Source organism: Mesorhizobium sp. DxT (assembly GCF_058448885.1).
Genome location: NZ_JBZFLJ010000002.1, coordinates 193,778 through 211,804, shown reverse-complemented (window position 1 = coordinate 211,804; position 18,027 = coordinate 193,778). Strand labels below are relative to the sequence as shown.

General features: G+C 63.3%; 15 protein-coding genes and 1 tRNA gene. 10 read left to right on the top strand and 6 right to left on the bottom strand.

The annotated features are described in order from the left end of the window. Window positions 1-43 precede the first annotated feature (43 nt). Together ACVJNE_RS05110 and ACVJNE_RS05105 are read left to right on the top strand one after the other, a co-directional pair. Window positions 44-1,354, top strand: a complete 1,311-nt coding sequence (locus ACVJNE_RS05110; protein WP_499563547.1) for a sugar ABC transporter permease — start codon at window positions 44-46, stop codon at window positions 1,352-1,354. A 12-nt stretch (window positions 1,355-1,366) separates the two neighbouring features. Continuing rightward, window positions 1,367-2,152, top strand: a complete 786-nt coding sequence (locus tag ACVJNE_RS05105) for an ATP-binding cassette domain-containing protein (protein ID WP_421927486.1) — start codon at window positions 1,367-1,369, stop codon at window positions 2,150-2,152. Window positions 2,153-2,228: 76 nt separating this feature from the next. Here the strand turns inward: ACVJNE_RS05105 and ACVJNE_RS05100 are convergent, their stop codons facing one another. Beyond that, window positions 2,229-2,486 carry a YMGG-like glycine zipper-containing protein gene (locus tag ACVJNE_RS05100; protein ID WP_173189295.1) on the bottom strand — a complete coding sequence of 86 codons (258 nt, stop codon included), beginning with the start codon at window positions 2,484-2,486 and terminating at the stop codon, window positions 2,229-2,231. 235 nt (window positions 2,487-2,721) lie between these two features. On the opposite strand from ACVJNE_RS05100, the gene ACVJNE_RS05095 reads away from it, so the two are divergent. From ACVJNE_RS05095 to ACVJNE_RS05080, 4 genes are all read left to right on the top strand, one after another. After that, window positions 2,722-3,636, top strand: a complete 915-nt coding sequence (locus ACVJNE_RS05095) for a site-specific tyrosine recombinase XerD (RefSeq protein ID WP_499563544.1) — start codon at window positions 2,722-2,724, stop codon at window positions 3,634-3,636. Between the two features lie 84 nt (window positions 3,637-3,720). Continuing rightward, entirely contained in the window at window positions 3,721-4,671 is a 951-nt protein-coding gene (locus ACVJNE_RS05090; protein WP_444726613.1) for an acetyl-CoA carboxylase carboxyltransferase subunit alpha, read from the top strand. Between the two features lie 207 nt (window positions 4,672-4,878). After that, window positions 4,879-6,072: a L,D-transpeptidase family protein gene (locus tag ACVJNE_RS05085; RefSeq protein WP_499563542.1), complete on the top strand. Its 1,194-nt coding sequence runs from the start codon at window positions 4,879-4,881 to the stop codon at window positions 6,070-6,072. Then, window positions 6,073-6,312 (top strand): sulfurtransferase TusA family protein, encoded by a 240-nt coding sequence (locus tag ACVJNE_RS05080; RefSeq protein ID WP_499563540.1) that lies wholly within the window; start codon window positions 6,073-6,075, stop codon window positions 6,310-6,312. 10 nt (window positions 6,313-6,322) lie between these two features. Here ACVJNE_RS05080 and ACVJNE_RS05075 read toward each other — a convergent pair whose 3' ends face one another. Both ACVJNE_RS05075 and ACVJNE_RS05070 read right to left on the bottom strand, forming a co-directional pair. Beyond that, window positions 6,323-7,426, bottom strand: a complete 1,104-nt coding sequence (locus ACVJNE_RS05075) for a CobW family GTP-binding protein (protein WP_499563539.1) — start codon at window positions 7,424-7,426, stop codon at window positions 6,323-6,325. Window positions 7,427-7,433: 7 nt separating this feature from the next. Beyond that, on the bottom strand, window positions 7,434-8,528 hold the full coding sequence (locus tag ACVJNE_RS05070; RefSeq protein ID WP_499563537.1) for a D-alanyl-D-alanine carboxypeptidase family protein: 1,095 nt from the start codon (window positions 8,526-8,528) through the stop codon (window positions 7,434-7,436). A gap of 209 nt (window positions 8,529-8,737) precedes the next feature. Here ACVJNE_RS05070 and ACVJNE_RS05065 point away from each other — a divergent pair, with 209 nt between their 5' ends. The 4 genes from ACVJNE_RS05065 to ACVJNE_RS05050 all read left to right on the top strand — a co-directional run bounded on the left by ACVJNE_RS05065 (window position 8,738) and on the right by ACVJNE_RS05050 (window position 14,038). Further along, window positions 8,738-9,904: a M20 aminoacylase family protein gene (locus ACVJNE_RS05065; protein ID WP_499563535.1), complete on the top strand. Its 1,167-nt coding sequence runs from the start codon at window positions 8,738-8,740 to the stop codon at window positions 9,902-9,904. A gap of 64 nt (window positions 9,905-9,968) precedes the next feature. Continuing rightward, a tRNA-Arg gene (locus tag ACVJNE_RS05060) sits at window positions 9,969-10,045 on the top strand. 250 nt (window positions 10,046-10,295) lie between these two features. After that, window positions 10,296-13,328 (top strand): S8 family peptidase, encoded by a 3,033-nt coding sequence (locus tag ACVJNE_RS05055; protein ID WP_499563533.1) that lies wholly within the window; start codon window positions 10,296-10,298, stop codon window positions 13,326-13,328. Window positions 13,329-13,783: 455 nt separating this feature from the next. Next, window positions 13,784-14,038 carry a GlsB/YeaQ/YmgE family stress response membrane protein gene (locus tag ACVJNE_RS05050; protein ID WP_173189313.1) on the top strand — a complete coding sequence of 85 codons (255 nt, stop codon included), beginning with the start codon at window positions 13,784-13,786 and terminating at the stop codon, window positions 14,036-14,038. Between the two features lie 15 nt (window positions 14,039-14,053). On the opposite strand, the gene ACVJNE_RS05045 is transcribed toward ACVJNE_RS05050, so the two are convergent. From ACVJNE_RS05045 to ACVJNE_RS05035, 3 genes are all read right to left on the bottom strand, one after another. Then, window positions 14,054-14,368, bottom strand: a complete 315-nt coding sequence (locus ACVJNE_RS05045; protein WP_499563531.1) for a hypothetical protein — start codon at window positions 14,366-14,368, stop codon at window positions 14,054-14,056. Window positions 14,369-14,521: 153 nt separating this feature from the next. After that, window positions 14,522-16,714 carry a TRAP transporter permease gene (locus ACVJNE_RS05040; RefSeq protein ID WP_421927476.1) on the bottom strand — a complete coding sequence of 731 codons (2,193 nt, stop codon included), beginning with the start codon at window positions 16,712-16,714 and terminating at the stop codon, window positions 14,522-14,524. 112 nt (window positions 16,715-16,826) lie between these two features. After that, complete coding sequence (locus ACVJNE_RS05035; protein WP_368803735.1) at window positions 16,827-17,801, bottom strand: TAXI family TRAP transporter solute-binding subunit; 975 nt, start codon at window positions 17,799-17,801, stop codon at window positions 16,827-16,829. Window positions 17,802-18,027 lie beyond the last annotated feature (226 nt).

The following is an 18,027-nucleotide window of genomic DNA, read 5'->3' as shown; positions in this document are numbered from 1 at the left end:
ATTTGCCGGCGCCGGTTTCCGCGCTCCGGATGGGAGGACGACAATGTCGGATGCAACAACGCATGCGCCGGCTGACAAGGCACGGGCCAGCGAGCTCGGCCCTGTCGCAAGCTTTCTCAAGGCGACGGAACTCGATACACGCATGCTGGGCATGATCGGGGCGCTGCTGCTGATCTGGATCGTGTTCCATCTGCTGTCCGGGGGGCTTTTCCTGACCCCGCGCAATCTTTGGAACCTGTCGGTTCAGTCGTCATCCATTGCGGTGATGGCGACCGGCATGGTGCTGGTCATCGTGACCCGAAACATAGACCTTTCGGTCGGTTCCGTCCTCGGCTTCGCCGGTATGATCATGGGCGTGACACAGGCGGAAGTGCTGCCCAGCCTCATCGGTTTCGGCCATCCGGCGATGTGGCTGCTGGCCGCCCTCGTCGGCCTTGCGGTCGGTGTTGCCGTCGGCGCGCTGCATGGGTTCATCATTGCCTATCTCGGCGTTCCGGCCTTCATTGTCACGCTGGGTGGACTGCTCGTTTGGCGCGGCGCGGCCTGGTGGGTGACTAGCGGGCGAACCGTCGCGCCCATGGACGCCACGTTCCGCCTTATGGGTGGTGGACCGGATGGCGCGATCGGCGCGACGTGGAGCTGGATCGTCGGCCTCGTAGCCTGCGCCGCCGTCGTCCTGATGCTGATTGGCGGGCGTACCCAGCGGCGGCGCTTCAACTTTCCGCTGCGCCCGGTCTGGGCGGAGGTGTTTCTTGCCGTGGTCGCCTGCGGTCTGATCCTTGCAGCCGTGACGGTCGCCAATTCCTATCCATGGCCAGTCGGCATCGTGCGCCGATATTATGAGGCGCTTGGCGAAAGCGTGCCGGAGAATGCGTTCATTGCGCATGGCATCGCCATTCCGGTTCTGATCGCGCTCGGCGTCGGCATCATCATGACATTCGTTGCCACGCGCACCCGCTTCGGCCGCTATGTCTTCGCCATCGGTGGCAATCCGGAAGCAGCAATGCTCGCCGGCATCAATACACGCTGGGTGACGATGAAAATCTTCATGGTGATGGGCGCGCTCGCTGCCATCGCGGCCATGATCTCGACCGCACGCCTCAACGCCGCCACCAATGCTCAGGGCACGCTCGACGAGCTGCTGACGATCGCCGCGGCTGTCATCGGCGGCACCTCGCTGTCGGGCGGCGTCGGCACGATCGCGGGCGCGATGATCGGCGCGGTGCTGATGCAGTCACTCGCCTCGGGCATGATCCTGCTCGGTGTCGACACGCCGCTGCAGAACATTGTCGTCGGTTTGGCGCTTGTCGTGGCCGTGTGGCTCGACACCGTCTATCGCCGTCGCGTGCAGTAAGGGAGGATGACCATGGCAAGCCAGGCACCGCTCGTCGAGATGAAAAACGTCTCGATCTCCTTCGGCGGCATTCATGCCGTCGACGACGCCTCGATCGATCTCCACGCAGGCGAGGTTGTCGCATTGCTCGGCCACAACGGCGCCGGCAAGTCGACGCTGATCAAGATCCTCTCGGGCGCATACAAACGCGACGAGGGGCGGATTTTCGTCAATGGCGAGGAAGCCTCGATCCACAATCCGCGCGACGCAAAGAAATACGGCATCGAGACGATCTACCAGACGCTGGCTCTGGCCGACAATGTGGATGCGGCAGCCAATCTGTTTCTGGGGCGTGAACTGCGCACAGCCTGGGGCACGCTGGACGATGTCGCGATGGAGTCCGAAACGCGCAAGGTGATGGGGCGGCTCAATCCGCGTTTCCAGCGTTTCAAGGAGCCGGTCATCAAGCTCTCGGGCGGCCAGCGACAGTCTGTGGCCATTGCGCGCGCCATCCACTTCAACGCACGCATTCTGATCATGGATGAGCCGACGGCGGCGCTCGGTCCACAGGAGACCGCCCAGGTCGGCGAACTGGTCAAGCAGCTCAAGGCCGACGGCATCGGTATCTTCCTCATCAGCCACGACATCCACGACGTGTTCGATCTCGCTGATCGTGTTTGCGTGATGAAGAACGGGCAGGTGGTTGGTACCGCTCGGACGGAAGACGTCACCAAGGACGAGGTGCTGGGCATGATCATCCTCGGCAAGTGCCCTCCTGGTGCAACGCCCGGCCCCGGCGCGATGCGCGAGGCGGCCTGACAGTTCTGCCAATCGTCGGCGCAAACTAAAAAGGGACCCTCGCGGGTCCCTTTTCGTCTGGCGAGATGCCGAGCGACTAGCAGCGGTCGGTGTAGACCTGGCCGTACTGATCGCGGTAGCGGCAATAGCCCGGGCGATCGGCAACCCGACCGATCAGATAGCCGCTGGCGCCGCCAATGGCCGCACCCGCAAGGGCGCCGCCTACGCGGCCGGTCGCAAGACCGCCGACAGCAGCACCAACCGCCGCGCCGCCAACTGCCGTCTGTTCGGCCGTCGTGCAGCCCGTTGCAGCAAGGCCCGCCACAAGTGCGGCCGCCAACATAACTTTCTTCATACCTGCCTCCATTGTTGCAATCACCCTTCCGCTGGCACCATGCCGCCAGCTTATGGCCTTATCAAGTCCCCCCTTGGCATGCATGCGCGCCACATGATTGCGTCGGGATTTGACCACAAGGAAACTTGCGAAAGGCGAAAGGGTTCCCGACAAGCCAGGACGGCCCGTCGAAAGCCTTCATATTTTGACAATGCGTCGGGCGCTAGAGTCCAGGGATGGGCAAAGAGGCGTATGAATGAAGGGCGCGGCAAGGCTCGAAGCATTCCTTGAGATGATGAGCGCGGAGCGTGGAGCGAGCGCCAACACGCTCGAGGCCTATCGGCGCGATCTCGAAGACGCTGCAGGCTTTGTCGACGGAGGGCTTGCCTCGGCGAACGCCGACGATATCCGGCGCTGGCTCGACGATGTCGCTGCGCGCGGTTTCGCGCGGTCCTCGCAGGCGCGGAAGCTTTCCGCCGTGCGTCAGTTCTTCAAGTTCCTCTACGTCGAGGGCATGCGCACCGACGATCCAACAGGCATCGTCGACACCCCTAGGAAGGAGCGGCCGCTTCCCAAGACAATGGGAGAAGACGCGGTCACGCGTCTGCTCGAACGGGCCGAGACTGACAAGCAAATGGCGGAGAACGACGGGGACAGGCTCGCTGCGTGCCGCCTGCATGCGCTTGTCGAAACGCTTTATGCGACTGGATTGCGCGTGTCCGAACTGGTGTCGCTGCCTCTCACCGTGGCCTTGCGTGACGAGCGCTTCTTTGTCGTGCGTGGCAAGGGCGGCAAGGAAAGAATGGTGCCGCTGTCGCAAAAGGCCCGTGCGGCGCTGCGGGACTGGCTGGAGATTCGTGCGCAACATGCGTCTTTCAAGGATAGTCCGTTCCTTTTTCCGGCGACTTCAGAGAGCGGGCATCTGCCCAGGCAGGTTTTCGCGCGCGAATTGAAGGGACTGGCGAGCCGGGCCGGGGTGCCGGCCGCCAAGGTGTCGCCGCATGTGCTGCGGCATGCTTTCGCCAGCCATCTTTTGCAGAACGGCGCCGATCTGCGCGCAGTACAGCAGCTTCTCGGCCACGCGGACATCTCCACGACCCAGATTTACACTCATGTGCTTGAAAACCGGCTGGTTGAGCTCGTAAGCCAGCATCATCCGCTTGCCGAGTAGCGCTCGGATCGTTATGTGAAGCCCCCAACAGCGCATTTTTTGCGCCTTTCGACCGCTCAATCACCTCCAGATACAGTAGGGCGAATGTTCAACTATCTCGATTTCGAAAAACCGGTTGCCGACCTCGAAGGCAAGATTCTCGAGCTCAAGAAGCTCTCGGAGAGTGGCGAGTCGGTGGATGTCGGAGATGAGATCGCGCGGCTGGAGAAGCGATCCCAGGAAGCCCTGCGCGAAGCCTACAGGCAGTTGACGCCCTGGCAGAAGGTGCAGGTCGCGCGTCACCCCGACCGGCCGCATTGCCTGGATTATGTGCGGGGCCTGTTTACGGACTTCACCCCGCTTGCGGGTGACCGGGCGTTCGGCGAGGACAATGCGGTCATCGCCGGGTTCGCGCGGTTCCAGGGTGAGGCGGTTGCCTTGCTGGGGCTCGAGAAGGGCAACGACACGCAGACCCGTATCAAGCATAATTTCGGCAGTGCGCGTCCGGAAGGCTACCGCAAGGCGGTGCGCGTCATGGAAATGGCGGACCGTTTCGGCATCCCGGTGGTCAGCCTGGTCGATACGGCCGGCGCCTACCCGGGCATCGGCGCGGAGGAGCGCGGCCAGGCGGAAGCGATTGCACGGTCTACCTCGGCCTGCCTGTCGCTGCGCTCGCCCAACATTTCGGTCATCATCGGCGAAGGCGGCTCCGGTGGCGCGATCGCGATCGCCGTGGCCAACCATGTCTATATGCTCGAGCACTCCATCTATTCGGTGATTTCGCCGGAAGGTGCGGCCTCCATTCTCTGGCGCGATACGACGCGCTCCAAGGATGCCGCGACCAACATGAAGATCACGGCGCAGGATCTTCTGGAGCTCAAGATCATCGACGGCGTGATCGCGGAGCCGCTGGGCGGCGCGCACCGTGGCACGGACGCGGTCATCAAGGCCACCGGCGAACAGATCGCCAAGGGGTTTGAAGACCTTTCCGGTGCGAATATGGACTATCGCGAGCACCGTCGCGAAAAGTTCCTTGCGATGGGCCGTACGCTCTAGCGGGCAATTGCACCACCGTTTTGCCACAAAATCGCCGCGTCTGTACTTTCAATGAAAGTGACGCTGCATTGCTTTCGCCGGGTGCGAAAGGTAAATATTGCGGTAAGAATTTTTCAAGGTTAACCGATCAATGATCGGTATCGGGGTACAAGCAGTTTCGGGGACGGACGGCCCCGGCATTCAAACCAGAGTACGATCCGCGATCCAATGAAGACCAGTATCGCACGCGCCAGCCTCTTGATGATGGCAGCCCTTTTCATCGCGGGTTGCACCGAGGCCACATTCGAGGACATCGCGCCCAAGGCGGAGAAGAGGCTGCCGCCCGCGCTCGTGCAGTCCATGCGCGCGAAGGGCATGTCGACGACCTCGCCGATCATGGTGCGCATCTTCAAGGAAGAGGCGGTGCTGGAGGTCTGGAAGCAAAAGGACAACGGTCGCTACGACCTCGCCACCAGCTACGACATATGCAAGTGGTCCGGAAAGCTGGGGCCCAAGTTCACGGAAGGCGACAGGCAGGCGCCCGAAGGCTTCTACACGGTGCGCCCGCACCAGATGAATCCGCAGTCGAGCTATCACCTCTCGTTCAACATCGGCTTTCCGAATGCTTACGACCGGGCGCACGGCCGCACTGGCCAGCATCTGATGGTGCATGGCGCATGCTCGTCGGCGGGCTGCTACTCCATGACCGACGAACAGGTCGAGCAGATTTACGCTTTTGCCCGCGATGCATTCAAAGGCGGCCAGACCGACTTCCAGATCCAGGCTTTCCCCTTCCGCATGACGGCCGCCAACATGGCGCGCTACCAGGACGATCCGAACTACGAGTTCTGGAACATGCTCAAGGAAGGCTACGACCATTTCGAGATTACCAAGGTCCCGCCGAAGGTCGACGTCTGCGGAAAGCGTTACGTATTCAACCAGATCGCGCCGGCCGGAACCACATTCTCGCCGACCGCCGCCTGCCCGGTGACCACTCAACCGGAATCGCTGTCTGTTGCCTACAAGAGCTATCAGTCCACTTACGATTCCGCCTTCTCCGCGGCGCTGGGCTCGCGCAAATCGTCGACACCAGCGCCAACGATTGCCGGCGTGAAGGAGGCAGCGCTTGTCGCCGACTGGTCGCGTCGCCGCGCGCGTGGCGAGAAGGTGACCCGCCTGCCGCCGTCGCTGGAGCGGCCGCAGGTCCTGATGGCCGAAGAGCAGAAGGCACCCCAGAAGCTCGAGGCAACGGTTGCTGCCGTGCCGACGCCGGCGCCGGCCACCCAGCAGGCCGCTGCACCGGCGGTTGAGCCCGAGGGCAACGCGCAGTCCGAGACCGTTGCTGCCGGCGCGCAGGCCACGCAGCCCGAGCGTGAGGGCAAGAGCCTGCGCCGCCGGCTGCTTGGCATGTTTGGCGGCTAATTGCTTCGCGAAGACGCCGAAACCTATGATCTCAGGGGGTTGAACTGCCCGCTGCCGGTGCTGCGCGCAAAAAAGCGGCTGGCCGGCATGCCCGTCGGTGCGCGGCTGTGGGTCGAGACTACCGACCCGCTCGCCGTCATCGACATTCCAGCCTTCTGCACCGACAGCGGCCACAAGCTTGTTGCCACCGAGGATGCGCCCGGTGGGGGAAACCGCTTCCTGATCGAACGGGGCGGCTGAGCGCGGTCGCTCAGACCTTGTAGCCGGCGATGGCGAGCGGATTGTCCGCGAGAGCCGCTCGGTCCGGCGTGTCGATGGCCGGTTCGCCGGTGAAGGCGGTAAAAAGCCGCCTCACATAATCCTCCGGCAGGTCGAAGGCGATGATGACGATCCTGGTGCCACGCGGGCCCTCCGGCCAGCCGGTCAGGCGTGCGGGCGGATGAAGCAGCGTCTGAACGCCGTGAATGACCAGCGGGCGGTCCGGGTCTTCCGCAAGCTCGATCACGCCCTTCATGCGCAGCAACTTGCTGCCCTGGGTCGAACGCAGCAGGTCGAGGAACATTTCGATCGTAGAAAACGAAACCGGCCTGTCGTGGACGAGTGACACCGTGGTTACACGATCGTCGTGATGATGGTGATGGCCGTGATCATGATGCTCATGGTCATGATCGTCATGATCATGATGGTCATGCTGCCGCTCCTCACCTAGCCAGCGGCGGACATCGGCGATCTTGGAATTCGGATCGTAGAGCCCGCAATCCAGCAGGTCCGACGCTCTCGTTGAGGAGACGCTGCCGTCAAGGATCGGTGCATTGGGATTGAGCGCGCGCAACCGCGCGCGCAGCGTCCCGCTTTCGTCGGCGAGATCGGACTTCGTCAGCACGATCCGATCGGCCACTGCTACCTGCCGCACGGCCTGCTCGTGGGTGTCAAGCGTTGACCCCGCGTTGACGGCGTCAACCACGCAGACCACGCCGTCCAGCCGCAGCGCCTGGGCCAGCACAGGGTGTCCCATTACCGATTGCAGGACGGGCACAGGATCGGCGAGCCCGGTCGTTTCGATGACGATGCGTTTCAGCGGGGCGATGCGGCCGGTCTGCACCCGGTCGATCAGGTCAGCCAACGTGTCGACGAGTTCGCCGCGGACCGTGCAGCACAGGCAACCGTCAGATAGTTCGATGACGCCGTCGGAAGCCTGTTCCACAAGCATGTGGTCGATGGAGACTTCGCCGAATTCGTTGACGATGACAGCGGTGTTCTGAAACGCCGGGTCCTTCAGCAGCCTGTTGAGCAGCGTGGTCTTGCCCGCCCCGAGGAAGCCGGTGAGGATCGAGACCGCGATCGGTTCGTGCATCACCTGTTCAGCCGCCTTCCGCCATCGCCGCTGGCGCATAGTCCGGGCGCGGGGTAGGGATCGGCACGTCGGCATAGCGCGGTGCCTTCGATTCCGGGCCTGTCGCACCGCCAAGTGCCACGGCCACCGCTACGCGCTCGCGCGTCGGCTCCTTGATATAGGGAGAGGTGTACACGGGGTGCCCTTCGGGACCGCGCGCTTCGGTGACCGCCTTCCAGTGCGCCTCAGTGCAGATCACCGGACGCAGGTTCACAGCGCTCGGTGCCTCATTGCCTGAAGGGCGTAGCTGGCCGAGATAGGGCGCGGTATCCCCCGGGGTCGCAAAGCCGCGCTCCAACAGATTGGCGGCCTTGTCGGCGCGCGCCTCCACTGTCGGCTCGCCGATCACGACGGCCATCAGGCTGCGTCCGCCTCGGGTGGCGGTGGCGATCAGGTTGAAGCCCGACGGGCAAGTGTAACCCGTCTTCATGCCGTTGGCGCCGTCGAACCGCATGATCAGGTCGTTGTGGTTCTCGAGCAATTTACCGCCGGCCTGCAGGGCTTCCATGCTGAAATAATGCGCGTGCTGGGGAAACTCGTTGCGCAGGGCCATCGCCAGCACCGCAAGGTCGCGGGCATTCGTCGTCTGTTCGTCGGCGTGGAGTCCGTGGGCATTCACGAAACGTGTGCCGGACATGCCGAGGCGCTGCGCTTCGGCGTTCATGCGTGCCGCGAACGCGCTGCGCGAGCCAGCCACGCTTTCGGCGAGCGCCGTTGCGATGTCGTTGGCCGACTTGACCATCAATATCTTGATCGCATTATCCACTGTCAGCACGGAGCCGGGCTTGTAGCCCATCTTGCTGGGCGGCTCCTTTGCGGCGCGCTCGGAGATGCGCACCGGCGAATCGAACGCGATCTCCCCAGCCTTCACGGCACGGAAGGTCACGAGCACCGTCATCAACTTGGTCAGCGAAGCCGGATACCAGGGGGCGAACGCATCCTCCTGCTCCAGCACCTTGCCGGTGTTGAGGTCCACAAGAACCGCCGGGCCGGCCTGTGCCGCGCCTGCCGCGAACACGGTCGCCAATGCCAGCCCTATCGTCGGGAAAAAACACCGCCGCATGATCAATCCAAAATCGCCTCTTGCCGAATTCGCCCGCTGGTCATTAATGTTCCGCCGAGGTGGCGAGCGCCACCCATCATTTGCCGAAACAACAGGACCCGGACGTTCACCCCCTGCTATTTAGCCTATGTGACGCCAAGATGGCAAAGCCGTCGTGGTTTGATACCGGTTGGGGAACGAATACGGGGCAAGCATGAGGGGCTGAGCGGATGCCAATTCTCAATCGCGTCGCGGAGCTGCACGACGAAGTCACCGGATGGCGCCGCCACCTGCACACCATCCCGGAACTTCTCTACGATGTGCACCAGACGGCAGCCTTCGTCGAAGGCAAGCTGCGGGAGTTCGGCTGCGACGAGGTCGTGCCGGGTCTTGGACGCACCGGCGTTGTCGGCATCATCAAGGGCAATCTCGGCGACGGGCCGACGATCGGCCTGCGGGCCGACATGGACGCGCTGCCGCTCAATGAGATCACAGGCAAACCCTACGCCTCGCAGACGCCGGGCAAGATGCACGCCTGCGGCCATGACGGCCACACGGCCATGTTGTTGGGTGCGGCGAAATATCTGGCGGAAACCCGTAATTTCGCAGGCTCCGTCGCGGTGATCTTCCAGCCGGCCGAGGAAGGTGGCGCCGGCGGCAGGGCCATGGTGCAGGACGGGATGATGGAGCGCTTCGGCATCTCGCGCGTCTTCGGGATGCACAACATGCCTGGCCTCCCGGTTGGCCAGTTCGCGATCCGTCCGGGGCCGATCATGGCGGCGACGGCCGAGTTCACCATCACTGTGAAAGGGCGCGGCGGGCATGCAGCCATGCCGCACGGCACGGTCGATCCGATCGTGATCGCCAGCCAGATCGTGCAGGGGCTGCAGACGATCGCGGCGCGCTCGGTCGACCCGATCGATTCGATCGTTGTGTCCGTGACCAAGTTTCACGCGGGCGATGCCTACAACGTCATTCCCCAGGAGGCGCAGCTCGCCGGCACGATCCGCACCCTGCGCACGGAGGTGGGCGAGGCTTCCCGTGAGCGCATGCGCGCCATCTGCCAGGGCATCGCCGCCGCGCACGGCGCTACCGTCGATGTCGACATCGACGTGAACTATCCCGTTACCTTCAACAATGCCGAGGAAACCGAGTTTGCTTCGGGCATCGCCATTGAAGTGGCCGGCGCGCCGCAGGTGAATACCGACATCAACCCGGTGATGGGCGGCGAGGATTTCTCCTACATGCTGGAGGCCCGTCCCGGCGCCTTCATCTTCGCCGGCAATGGCGACACCGCCAACCTCCACAATCCTGCCTACGACTTCAACGACGAGCTGATTCCGCACGGAATCTCGTATTGGGTGCGGCTGACGGAAACCGCGCTCGGACGGGCCTGATAGGCCCGTTCGTCAGCCCAAAACGGTTGGCGAAAGCCCGCGAAACGTCTATACCGCGCTCAGCGGTCCCGTAGCTCAGCAGGATAGAGCATCAGATTCCTAATCTGAGGGTCACAGGTTCGAATCCTGTCGGGATCACCAGCGCTCTCTTCCCGAAGAAAAAGTTTGCCGTGGCGCTACAAGTGATTGGTGTCCACTGCGTCCGGCTTCGCATTCATCTCCAAAAGCTATGCACGCGTGCAAAAGTGTATGCCCGAGGGATCGCCGGTACGTTCGATTGCCTTCGCCCGGTAATGGTCTCTCTGCGGCATAGGCTCGCCATCACGGCGGGCTGACACAGTCGTTTCAATGCAAGTCAGCGCAATCCGGATGCCGTTCTGCGGTGGGGTCGATGCTGCTCGCGATTTTTGCACAGGAGGCATTCATGGCAGATAGGGCGAAGGCTTGGCGCGGGCGCCTTTTGGGCGCGATCGCGGCCGGTCTTTTGGTTTCGACGGGAGCGGGCCCGTCCGTGGCATCTGGGGAGGCACCCGCTGCCGTGACCCGCAAATTCGAGAAGCATGAGGCTTTGTGGGCGAAGCTCGCGGCCAACCCCGAGGCGCGGCTGCCCGTCATCGTGCGTTTCGACATGCCCGCGCTGCCCGATGCCGCCAGCTTCGCGAGCCCGGCTGCGGCGGACGAGGCCCATACAAAGGCAATCCGTGCCGCGCAGGACAGGATTCTCGCGACGGCTTTCCCGCAAGGAGCGCTGTCTTCCGCGGCAGCGGCAGAGAAGAATCTCAAACGCATGGACTTCTCGCCGATGTTCGGCATCGTTGCCAGCGCAGACGAGATCGCGCGCCTTGCCGCCGATGCGAACGTGACCCTGATCCAGGAGGATGGCCTCAGCAAGCCGTCGCTGAGCGAGTCGCTGCCGCTGATCCAGATGCCGGCGATGTATGCGGCCGGCGCAACGGGCAACGGGCACCACGTGGCCGTGCTCGACACTGGCGGCCGGCGTAGCCATCAATTCCTTTCGAGCCGTATCAATTCCGAAGCCTGCTACAACACAACCGGGATCCAGGGCTCCGTCAGCCAGTGTCCGGGCGGCGCGAGTTCCTCCACCGCCACGGGATCGGGCGAGGACTGCACGGCGAGCAACATCTATGGATGCGGGCACGGCACGCATGTCGCCGGCACGGTCGCCGGTTACAATACCTCGCCTGCCTCGGGACAGCCGACAAGCGGTGTCGCCCGCGACGCGCGTCTGATCTCGATCAACGTGTTTTCCCGCTTTCCAGCGAACTCGAGCAGCCCTTGCGGTGCAATTCCCGGATACACCCATTGCGTCCTGACCTTCGATACGGACCAGATACGCGGACTGGAGAGGGTCTATGCGCTGCGCAACACCTATAAAATTGCAGCCGTCAATATGAGCCTGGGAGGAGGGGAGGTTTCCGCGCACTGCGACAACGACGCGCGCAAGCCGATCATCGACCAGCTCAAGGCCGCCCGCATCGCAACGGTGATTGCGGCGGGCAATGACGGCTACGGTTCCGCCGTCGGAGCGCCGGGTTGTATTTCCAGCGCGGTCACGGTGGGTTCGTCCACCAAGTGGGACTTCCGGTCAGACTTCTCCAACTGGGGCAATCTGATCGACGTGGTCGCACCGGGCTCGGACATCTATTCGTCCTACATCAACGGCAGCGCCAACAACTACTTCTCCTTCAGTTCGGGGACCTCAATGGCATCGCCGCATGTGGCGGGCGCGTTCGCGGCGCTACGCGACGCGTACCCGAATGCCACGGTCGATCAGATCGAGAATGCGCTCAAATCGACCGGCGAGGGCATCTCCTCGGCCGGAGTGGTGAAGCCGCGTATCAACGTCAACGACGCGCGTATTGTGCTTGGCGGCGGTACGCCGCCACCGCCTCCGCCCATCGGACCGCCAAACAACCACTTCGTCAATCGCATTACCATTCCTTTGCCAGCTGTTGGAGGCACCCGTACGGTTACCGGTCCAAACGAGGGAGCGACGGCCGAAGCCGGGGAGCCTGTACACGCCGGCAAACACAGTGCACTCAACAGCGTGTGGTGGCGATATACCCCGACTGCCTCCGGCCCCATCACTATTGACACGCTTGGTAGCACCAATACTTCTGGATACAATAACAATAATCTCGACACAGTCCTCGCTGTATACCGAGGAGGATCGGTTTCTTCTCTGGTCGAGGTCGCGTCAAACGACGATGCAGACTACTACACGATCCAGTCTCAAGTGACCTTCAACGCCATTGCCGGCGTTGAGTACCAGATTGCGGTTGCCGGCTACATGAACGAGGCAGGCAACATACGCCTCAGCGTGCATGGTGGCGTGGCGGCGGCACCGGCCAACGACAATTTCGTCGACAGGCAGAATGTAAATCCGCCTTCGCGCGCTGGCTCGCGTCGAACCGTTGCCGGTTCGACTGTGCTTGCGACAGCAGAGCGCTTCGAGCCGTACCACGCCGGCTGGAGAAACTCGCGCAACAGTGTCTGGTATCGTTTCACGCCACAGAGCACGGGCCGGGTGACGATCGATACCAGAGGCAGCGATTTCGATACGATCCTGGCGGTCTATTCCCGCAACAGCCTGCGTCACCTCACCGAGGTCGCATCAAACAACAACACCGTCGGCCTCGGGCGCCAGTCGCGGGTCAGCTTCCGGGCCCTTGCTGGGCGCCAATACCAGATCGCGATTACCGGATATGGCAACCGAGGCGGGAATCTCAGACTTAACATCACCGGTGGCGAGCCAGTCAGGCGATCGTCGGCGATGGATAATGCCGCGGCTGCCGACAGGGGCACCGGTCCGTCTGCTCCATCACAACCTGTTGACGGGGTATCCTCCAAAGCTGCAGCGCAGTCCGTAAGCCTATCGGCTGCAACATTGCCGCTGTTGCAACAGGGCAAGTCGTTTCGTCCGGCAGGCGATACGAATGACATCGCAACCGGTTTAAAGCCGGCGCCGACCAGCCGCGTCGACGGTGTAAAGCTTCTCAGCACGGTCGTGGCTTCAGGCACTGATGGCCTGCTGCCGGATGGTGGGGACGAGAGCGTTGCGATGCTGGCCGTTACGAATGCCGGCAGCCGAGGGGCGAGGCTCACGGCGGAGCTGTCGTTCGTCTCGGCGGACGGTGTTTCAACTCCAGTTCCGGCAGGGTTGTCGATCTGCCTGACCGACACAAGCAGCGGAACATGCGTCGGGGTCAAGGCGACGTCCGTGGTCTTTGATGCTGAACCGGATCGCGTGATCACATTCGCGGCGTTTGCCAGCAGTCGCGAGGACGTGAGCGCGCTTCAATCCGGCCACGGCGTTCTTCAGGTCCGGTTCCGGCAGGGTAATGACACCATTGGAACTGCCAGCCTGGAAATCGACGGTAAGCACGTAATCGGTTCGCTGTAACGCTCTCCAGCGGTAGGTCTAAAAGTCAAAAGCCCCGCGGCCGAAAGGCTGCGGGGCTGTTGCCTGAGCGACCCCCTCTCCGGGCGTCGCATCCATGGGTGACAGATTCATACCGCTGGGGCAAGCGAGCCCTTAAATGTCTGGGCGAAAAAGCTCCAGAAACAGAAAAACCCGCCGGGGGAGGAGGATCCGGCGGGTCAATCTGAAGCGCGGCAAGGGAGGAGGTTCGCCGCGCCAGGTTGTCGGCTTTCTGGGAGGAGGAAGATCGCCGACACCGGTGAGATAGAAATTGCCGTTCACGAATTCAATTGCAGAATCTGCATGGCTGCCTTGCGAGAACGGCTGCGCCGTTCCGCCGCACGTACAGAAGCGATCCGCGCCTCGCGTGGTGCTGCTGGACAGCGCCTTCGCTGGGGTCCATGATCCTCCTGTCTCAGGAGAGGAGGCCCCGAATCATGGGCATTGAAAGTCTTATCGTCTTCATTCTTATCGGTGCGATTGCGGGCTGGCTGGCTGGCCAGTTGGTCAAGGGCTACGGGTTCGGACTGCTGGGCAATATCGTGGTCGGCATCGTCGGCGCGTTCATTGCCGGGTTCCTGTTCCCCGCGCTTGGCATCAGCCTGGGCAGCGGCGTCATCGCCGCCATCATCCACGCCACGATTGGCGCGGTGATCCTGCTGGTGCTCATCAGGCTCATCAAACAGGCCTAGGGCTCTGCGCCGGCGCTAACGGCGCCGGCTGCCCAGTATCGCGGCTGCGGCGACGGTCAGAGCCACCAGCCCCACCACTGCAACGGTCCGCGTCGGATTGGCGCGGATCGTTTCCTCGAAATCGTGAGCGCGCCGGCGGATGACGGGCAAAGCGTCCGATACGCGTTCCGCAAGTTCTGCATAAAGATCGCCGGCCTGGTCGCGCGTGTCGCGATAGGCGCTGCTGCCTTGCCGGGACGCAGCCTTTCCGAGAGCCGCGACTTCCTTGCGCAGCGCCCCGATTTCCTTATGGAGGTCGAGTGAGGACTGGTGTCTTGAGAAAAGCGCCATGCTGTAAACTCCATGCCTGAAAGGGTCAGCGCCAAGCCGCCGCTGCGAAGGCAGCGGCGGTGCTGTAGTGGCAACGGAATTGCGTGGCAAATGGTTCCGTCCGGATGGCGGGCACGACGTAGGCCGCAGCGCCCGCCATCGGGGAGCGGCCGGTCAGTCCAGGCCTCTTGCGATGGTGCGCGTTCCGACGAGACCCTTCTGGTAAACGAAGACCCCCACGGCAATCACGAGACCGGCGATGTCGGTCGCCAGCCCGCCCTTGATCATCGCCAGCGCTCCTGCCAGCAGCAGCACACGCATGACTGCGTTGAGCGGGCCGAAGAACCATGCCTGCACGGCCGCCGAAAGCAGGTAGACGCCAAGGCAGGCGGTTGCGAACACGTGCAGGATTTCGAGCCACGAGCCCTGCATGAGCAGTGCCTGCGAATAGAAGAACATGAACGGCACCACGAAAGCGGCGAGGCCGAACTTGAAGGCTTCCACCGATGTTCGCATCGGATCGGATCCCGACAGTGCAGCCCCGGCGTATGCTGCCAGCGCGACCGGCGGCGTGATCGCGGACATCACTGCGTAGTAGAACACGAAGAAATGCGCGGTCAGCACCGGTATGCCCAGCGAGATCAGGCCCGGCGCGACGACGGCGGCCGCGACAGCATAGGCCGCGGTCGTCGGCATGCCCATGCCGAGAATGATCGATATGCACATCGCAAAGAAGAGGGCCAGCAACTGGTTCTGTTCCGCGATGCCGAGGAGCAGCGTCGAGAAGCGCGCGCCGACGCCCGTCAGTGCGATAACGCCGACGATGATGCCTGCGCAGGCGCAGACGGCGACGAGCTGTATCGACATCTTGGCGGCAAGTTCGAAGGCGCCGAGGATGGCGCGCGGCCCCATGCGGTGCGGGGTCAGCCAGCTTACCACCGCGGCCGACACCATCGCCAGTGTGCCGGCCCGGATCACCGAGTAGCCCGCGAAGAGCGAATAGATCAGGATCACGATCGGGAAGAACAGATAGGCCTGCTTCAGGAGTTCCTTGAAGACAGGCAATTCCTTCTTCGGCAGGCCCTTCATGCCCAGCTTGGTCGCCTGCAGGTCGACCATGAAGTAGATGGAGGCGAAATAGAGGATCGACGGGATCAGTGCCGCGATCACGATCTCGGTGTAGGGGATGCCCGTCACCTCGGCCATGATGAAGGCGCCGGCGCCCATGATCGGCGGCATGATCTGCCCACCCGACGAAGCGGCAGCCTCGATTGCGCCTGCGCTCTTGGCGGGGTAGCCGACGCGTTTCATCAACGGGATCGTCAGCGAGCCCGTGGAGACGACGTTGCCGGCCGACGTGCCGTTGATCATGCCCATCAGGCCTGATGCGAAGACCGCCACCTTGGCCGGGCCGCCACGTGCCCGACCCGCGGCGGCAAAGGCGAAGTTGACGAAATAGTCGCCGACCTTCGACGCCTGCAGGAAGGCCGCGAAAGTGATGAACAGGATGATGTAGGTGGACGATACGGCGACGGGGTCCCCGAGGATACCCTGGTCCGTGTAGATGTAGGTGAAGAAGCGCTCGGGCGTGTAGCCGCGATGTGCCAGGAAGCCCGGCAGGTAGGGACCTGCGAAGGAATAGAGAATGAACACGCAGGCGATGGCGACAAGCGCAAGGCCTGCGACGCGACGCGTCAGTTCGAGGATGAGCAAAGCGCCCACTAGAGCCGCATGGAAATCGGCGGGTTGTGCCAGCGCGGTACCGGCGCGCAGGCGGATCGCCTGGACGTTGAAGAGGATATAGCCGGCGACCGTCACGGCCGCGATGGCCAGCAGAAGGTCCGACCAGTGAACGCCGTCCCGGTCCTTACGGGGGAAGAACCAGCTTCCGGCAATCGCCGCGATGGTGCCGACGATCAGCGGCACGCCGTAGGTGCCGAATACCATGGCAGGCGGGCGAACGAGCCCGGCTGTCCACCACGCAGTCCAGGCGAAGCCGACCATGGCCGCGCCGTAAAGCACACCGGCAGCAGCGACCAGAGCGATCGCGGTTTCAAGCGGCTTGAGCTTCAGGAAACGCGTGCTGGCGTCGGTGCCGCCAACATTGCTCGAAGAAAACAGGATGAAGCCAATGAGCAGGCCGCCGGCGACATGGGTCACACGATAGGCCCAGGTCTCAAGCGGATAGAAGTTCATCACCCCGATGTGGAAAACCGTGTAGGCGATGCACAGCGCCATCAGCAACCAGCCCAGGCGCGCGCCGGTGAAATCGCGCTGATTGGTGGCCAGTGCTTCCTCGTCGGCCCCGCTGGATACGATCCGCTCGACGGGTGCGGCGTCCGTCCTGATTTTTTCTGCTTCGGTCATGGCTGTCCTCCCTGGCGTGCGCGTGCGTCTGCAGCGCCACTGCCGATCCTTGCCGTGAGCGGAGGCCGGCGCCGATCGGATCGATCGCCGCCGGCCAGATCGCCTCGCGCGATTACTGTCCCTTGAGCTCGTCCGGGATCGAGATGCCGGCTTCCTCGTAGTACCGCACCGCACCGGGGTGGTAAGGCAGGAAGCTGTTCTTGTCGGTATTGGCCGCGATGGTCTCGGCTGCCGTGGCGTGGATCGCCAGCATGCGGTCGTTGTTCTCCATCACCAGCTTGGTGATCTCGTAGGCCAGCGATTCCGGCATTTCCTGATGGGCCACGGCGAAGTTCCAGAGGCTGACGGTGCCCTGCGGGTCCGGGTAGCCTTCATACAGGCCGCCGGGAATGTCGAAGGCGGAGAGTTCCGGGCGCGCTTCGAGGATCTTGGCCGCCTCGTCGCCGGTGAAGGCGAAGATGTTGACGGGGTTTTCCGCCGCGATCTGCGCGAAGGCCGCGATCGGCACGCCGGCTGCGAAGGCGAAGGCGTCGATCAGGCCGTCCTTGACCTGGCTCACGGCGTCGTTGGCGCCCGAATAGCTGATGTCGGCGGTGATGCCGTTGATTTCGAAGAAGCGCGGCCAGTAGGTCGCTGCCGTGCCGCCTGCCGGGCCAACGGAGACGCGCTTGCCTTCAAGGTCCGCCAGCGACTCGATGCCGGACGACTTCAGCGCCACGGCCTGAAACGGTGTCTGATACATCGGGAACAGCGCGCGCAGGCTCTTGTGCTCCACGCCCGGCGCAAGCTCGCTCTCGCCGACCCAGGCCTCATAGGCCGGGCCCATGGTGACGAGGCCGATCTGGTGGTCGCCAGTCTCCACCAGCGTCGCGTTCTGGACCGGGCCGCCGGTGACCTCGCCTGAGGCGTTGACGCCGAGCGACTCGGTGATCAGGCCGGCAAGGCCGGTTCCGTAGATGAAGTAGGTGCCGCCCTGGCTGGCGGTGCCGATCGTCAGGCTGGTTGGCCAGCCCTCACGGTCCTGCGCGGAGGCGGGGACGGCAAGAAGCGTGGCGGCTGCCATCGCTGCGATGGTGAAATGGCGCATGGGTAATCCTCCCGGTTTGCGTAAGATGTCGGCCGCCCGGTCCGCAAGTTTCCTCCCGAAGCCTTGGCGGTTGCGCGCAGCACACGCAGACGCGGCACCGGCGCGCAACGGCCCGATCGCTGGCAACCGGGCATCGGAAGTGACTAATTTTGCCTAATGGGTGGATTTCGTAACATTGGGAGCGATTGGCGTGTGGTTTCCCACACAAGCGTGGGCTGGTCCCTGT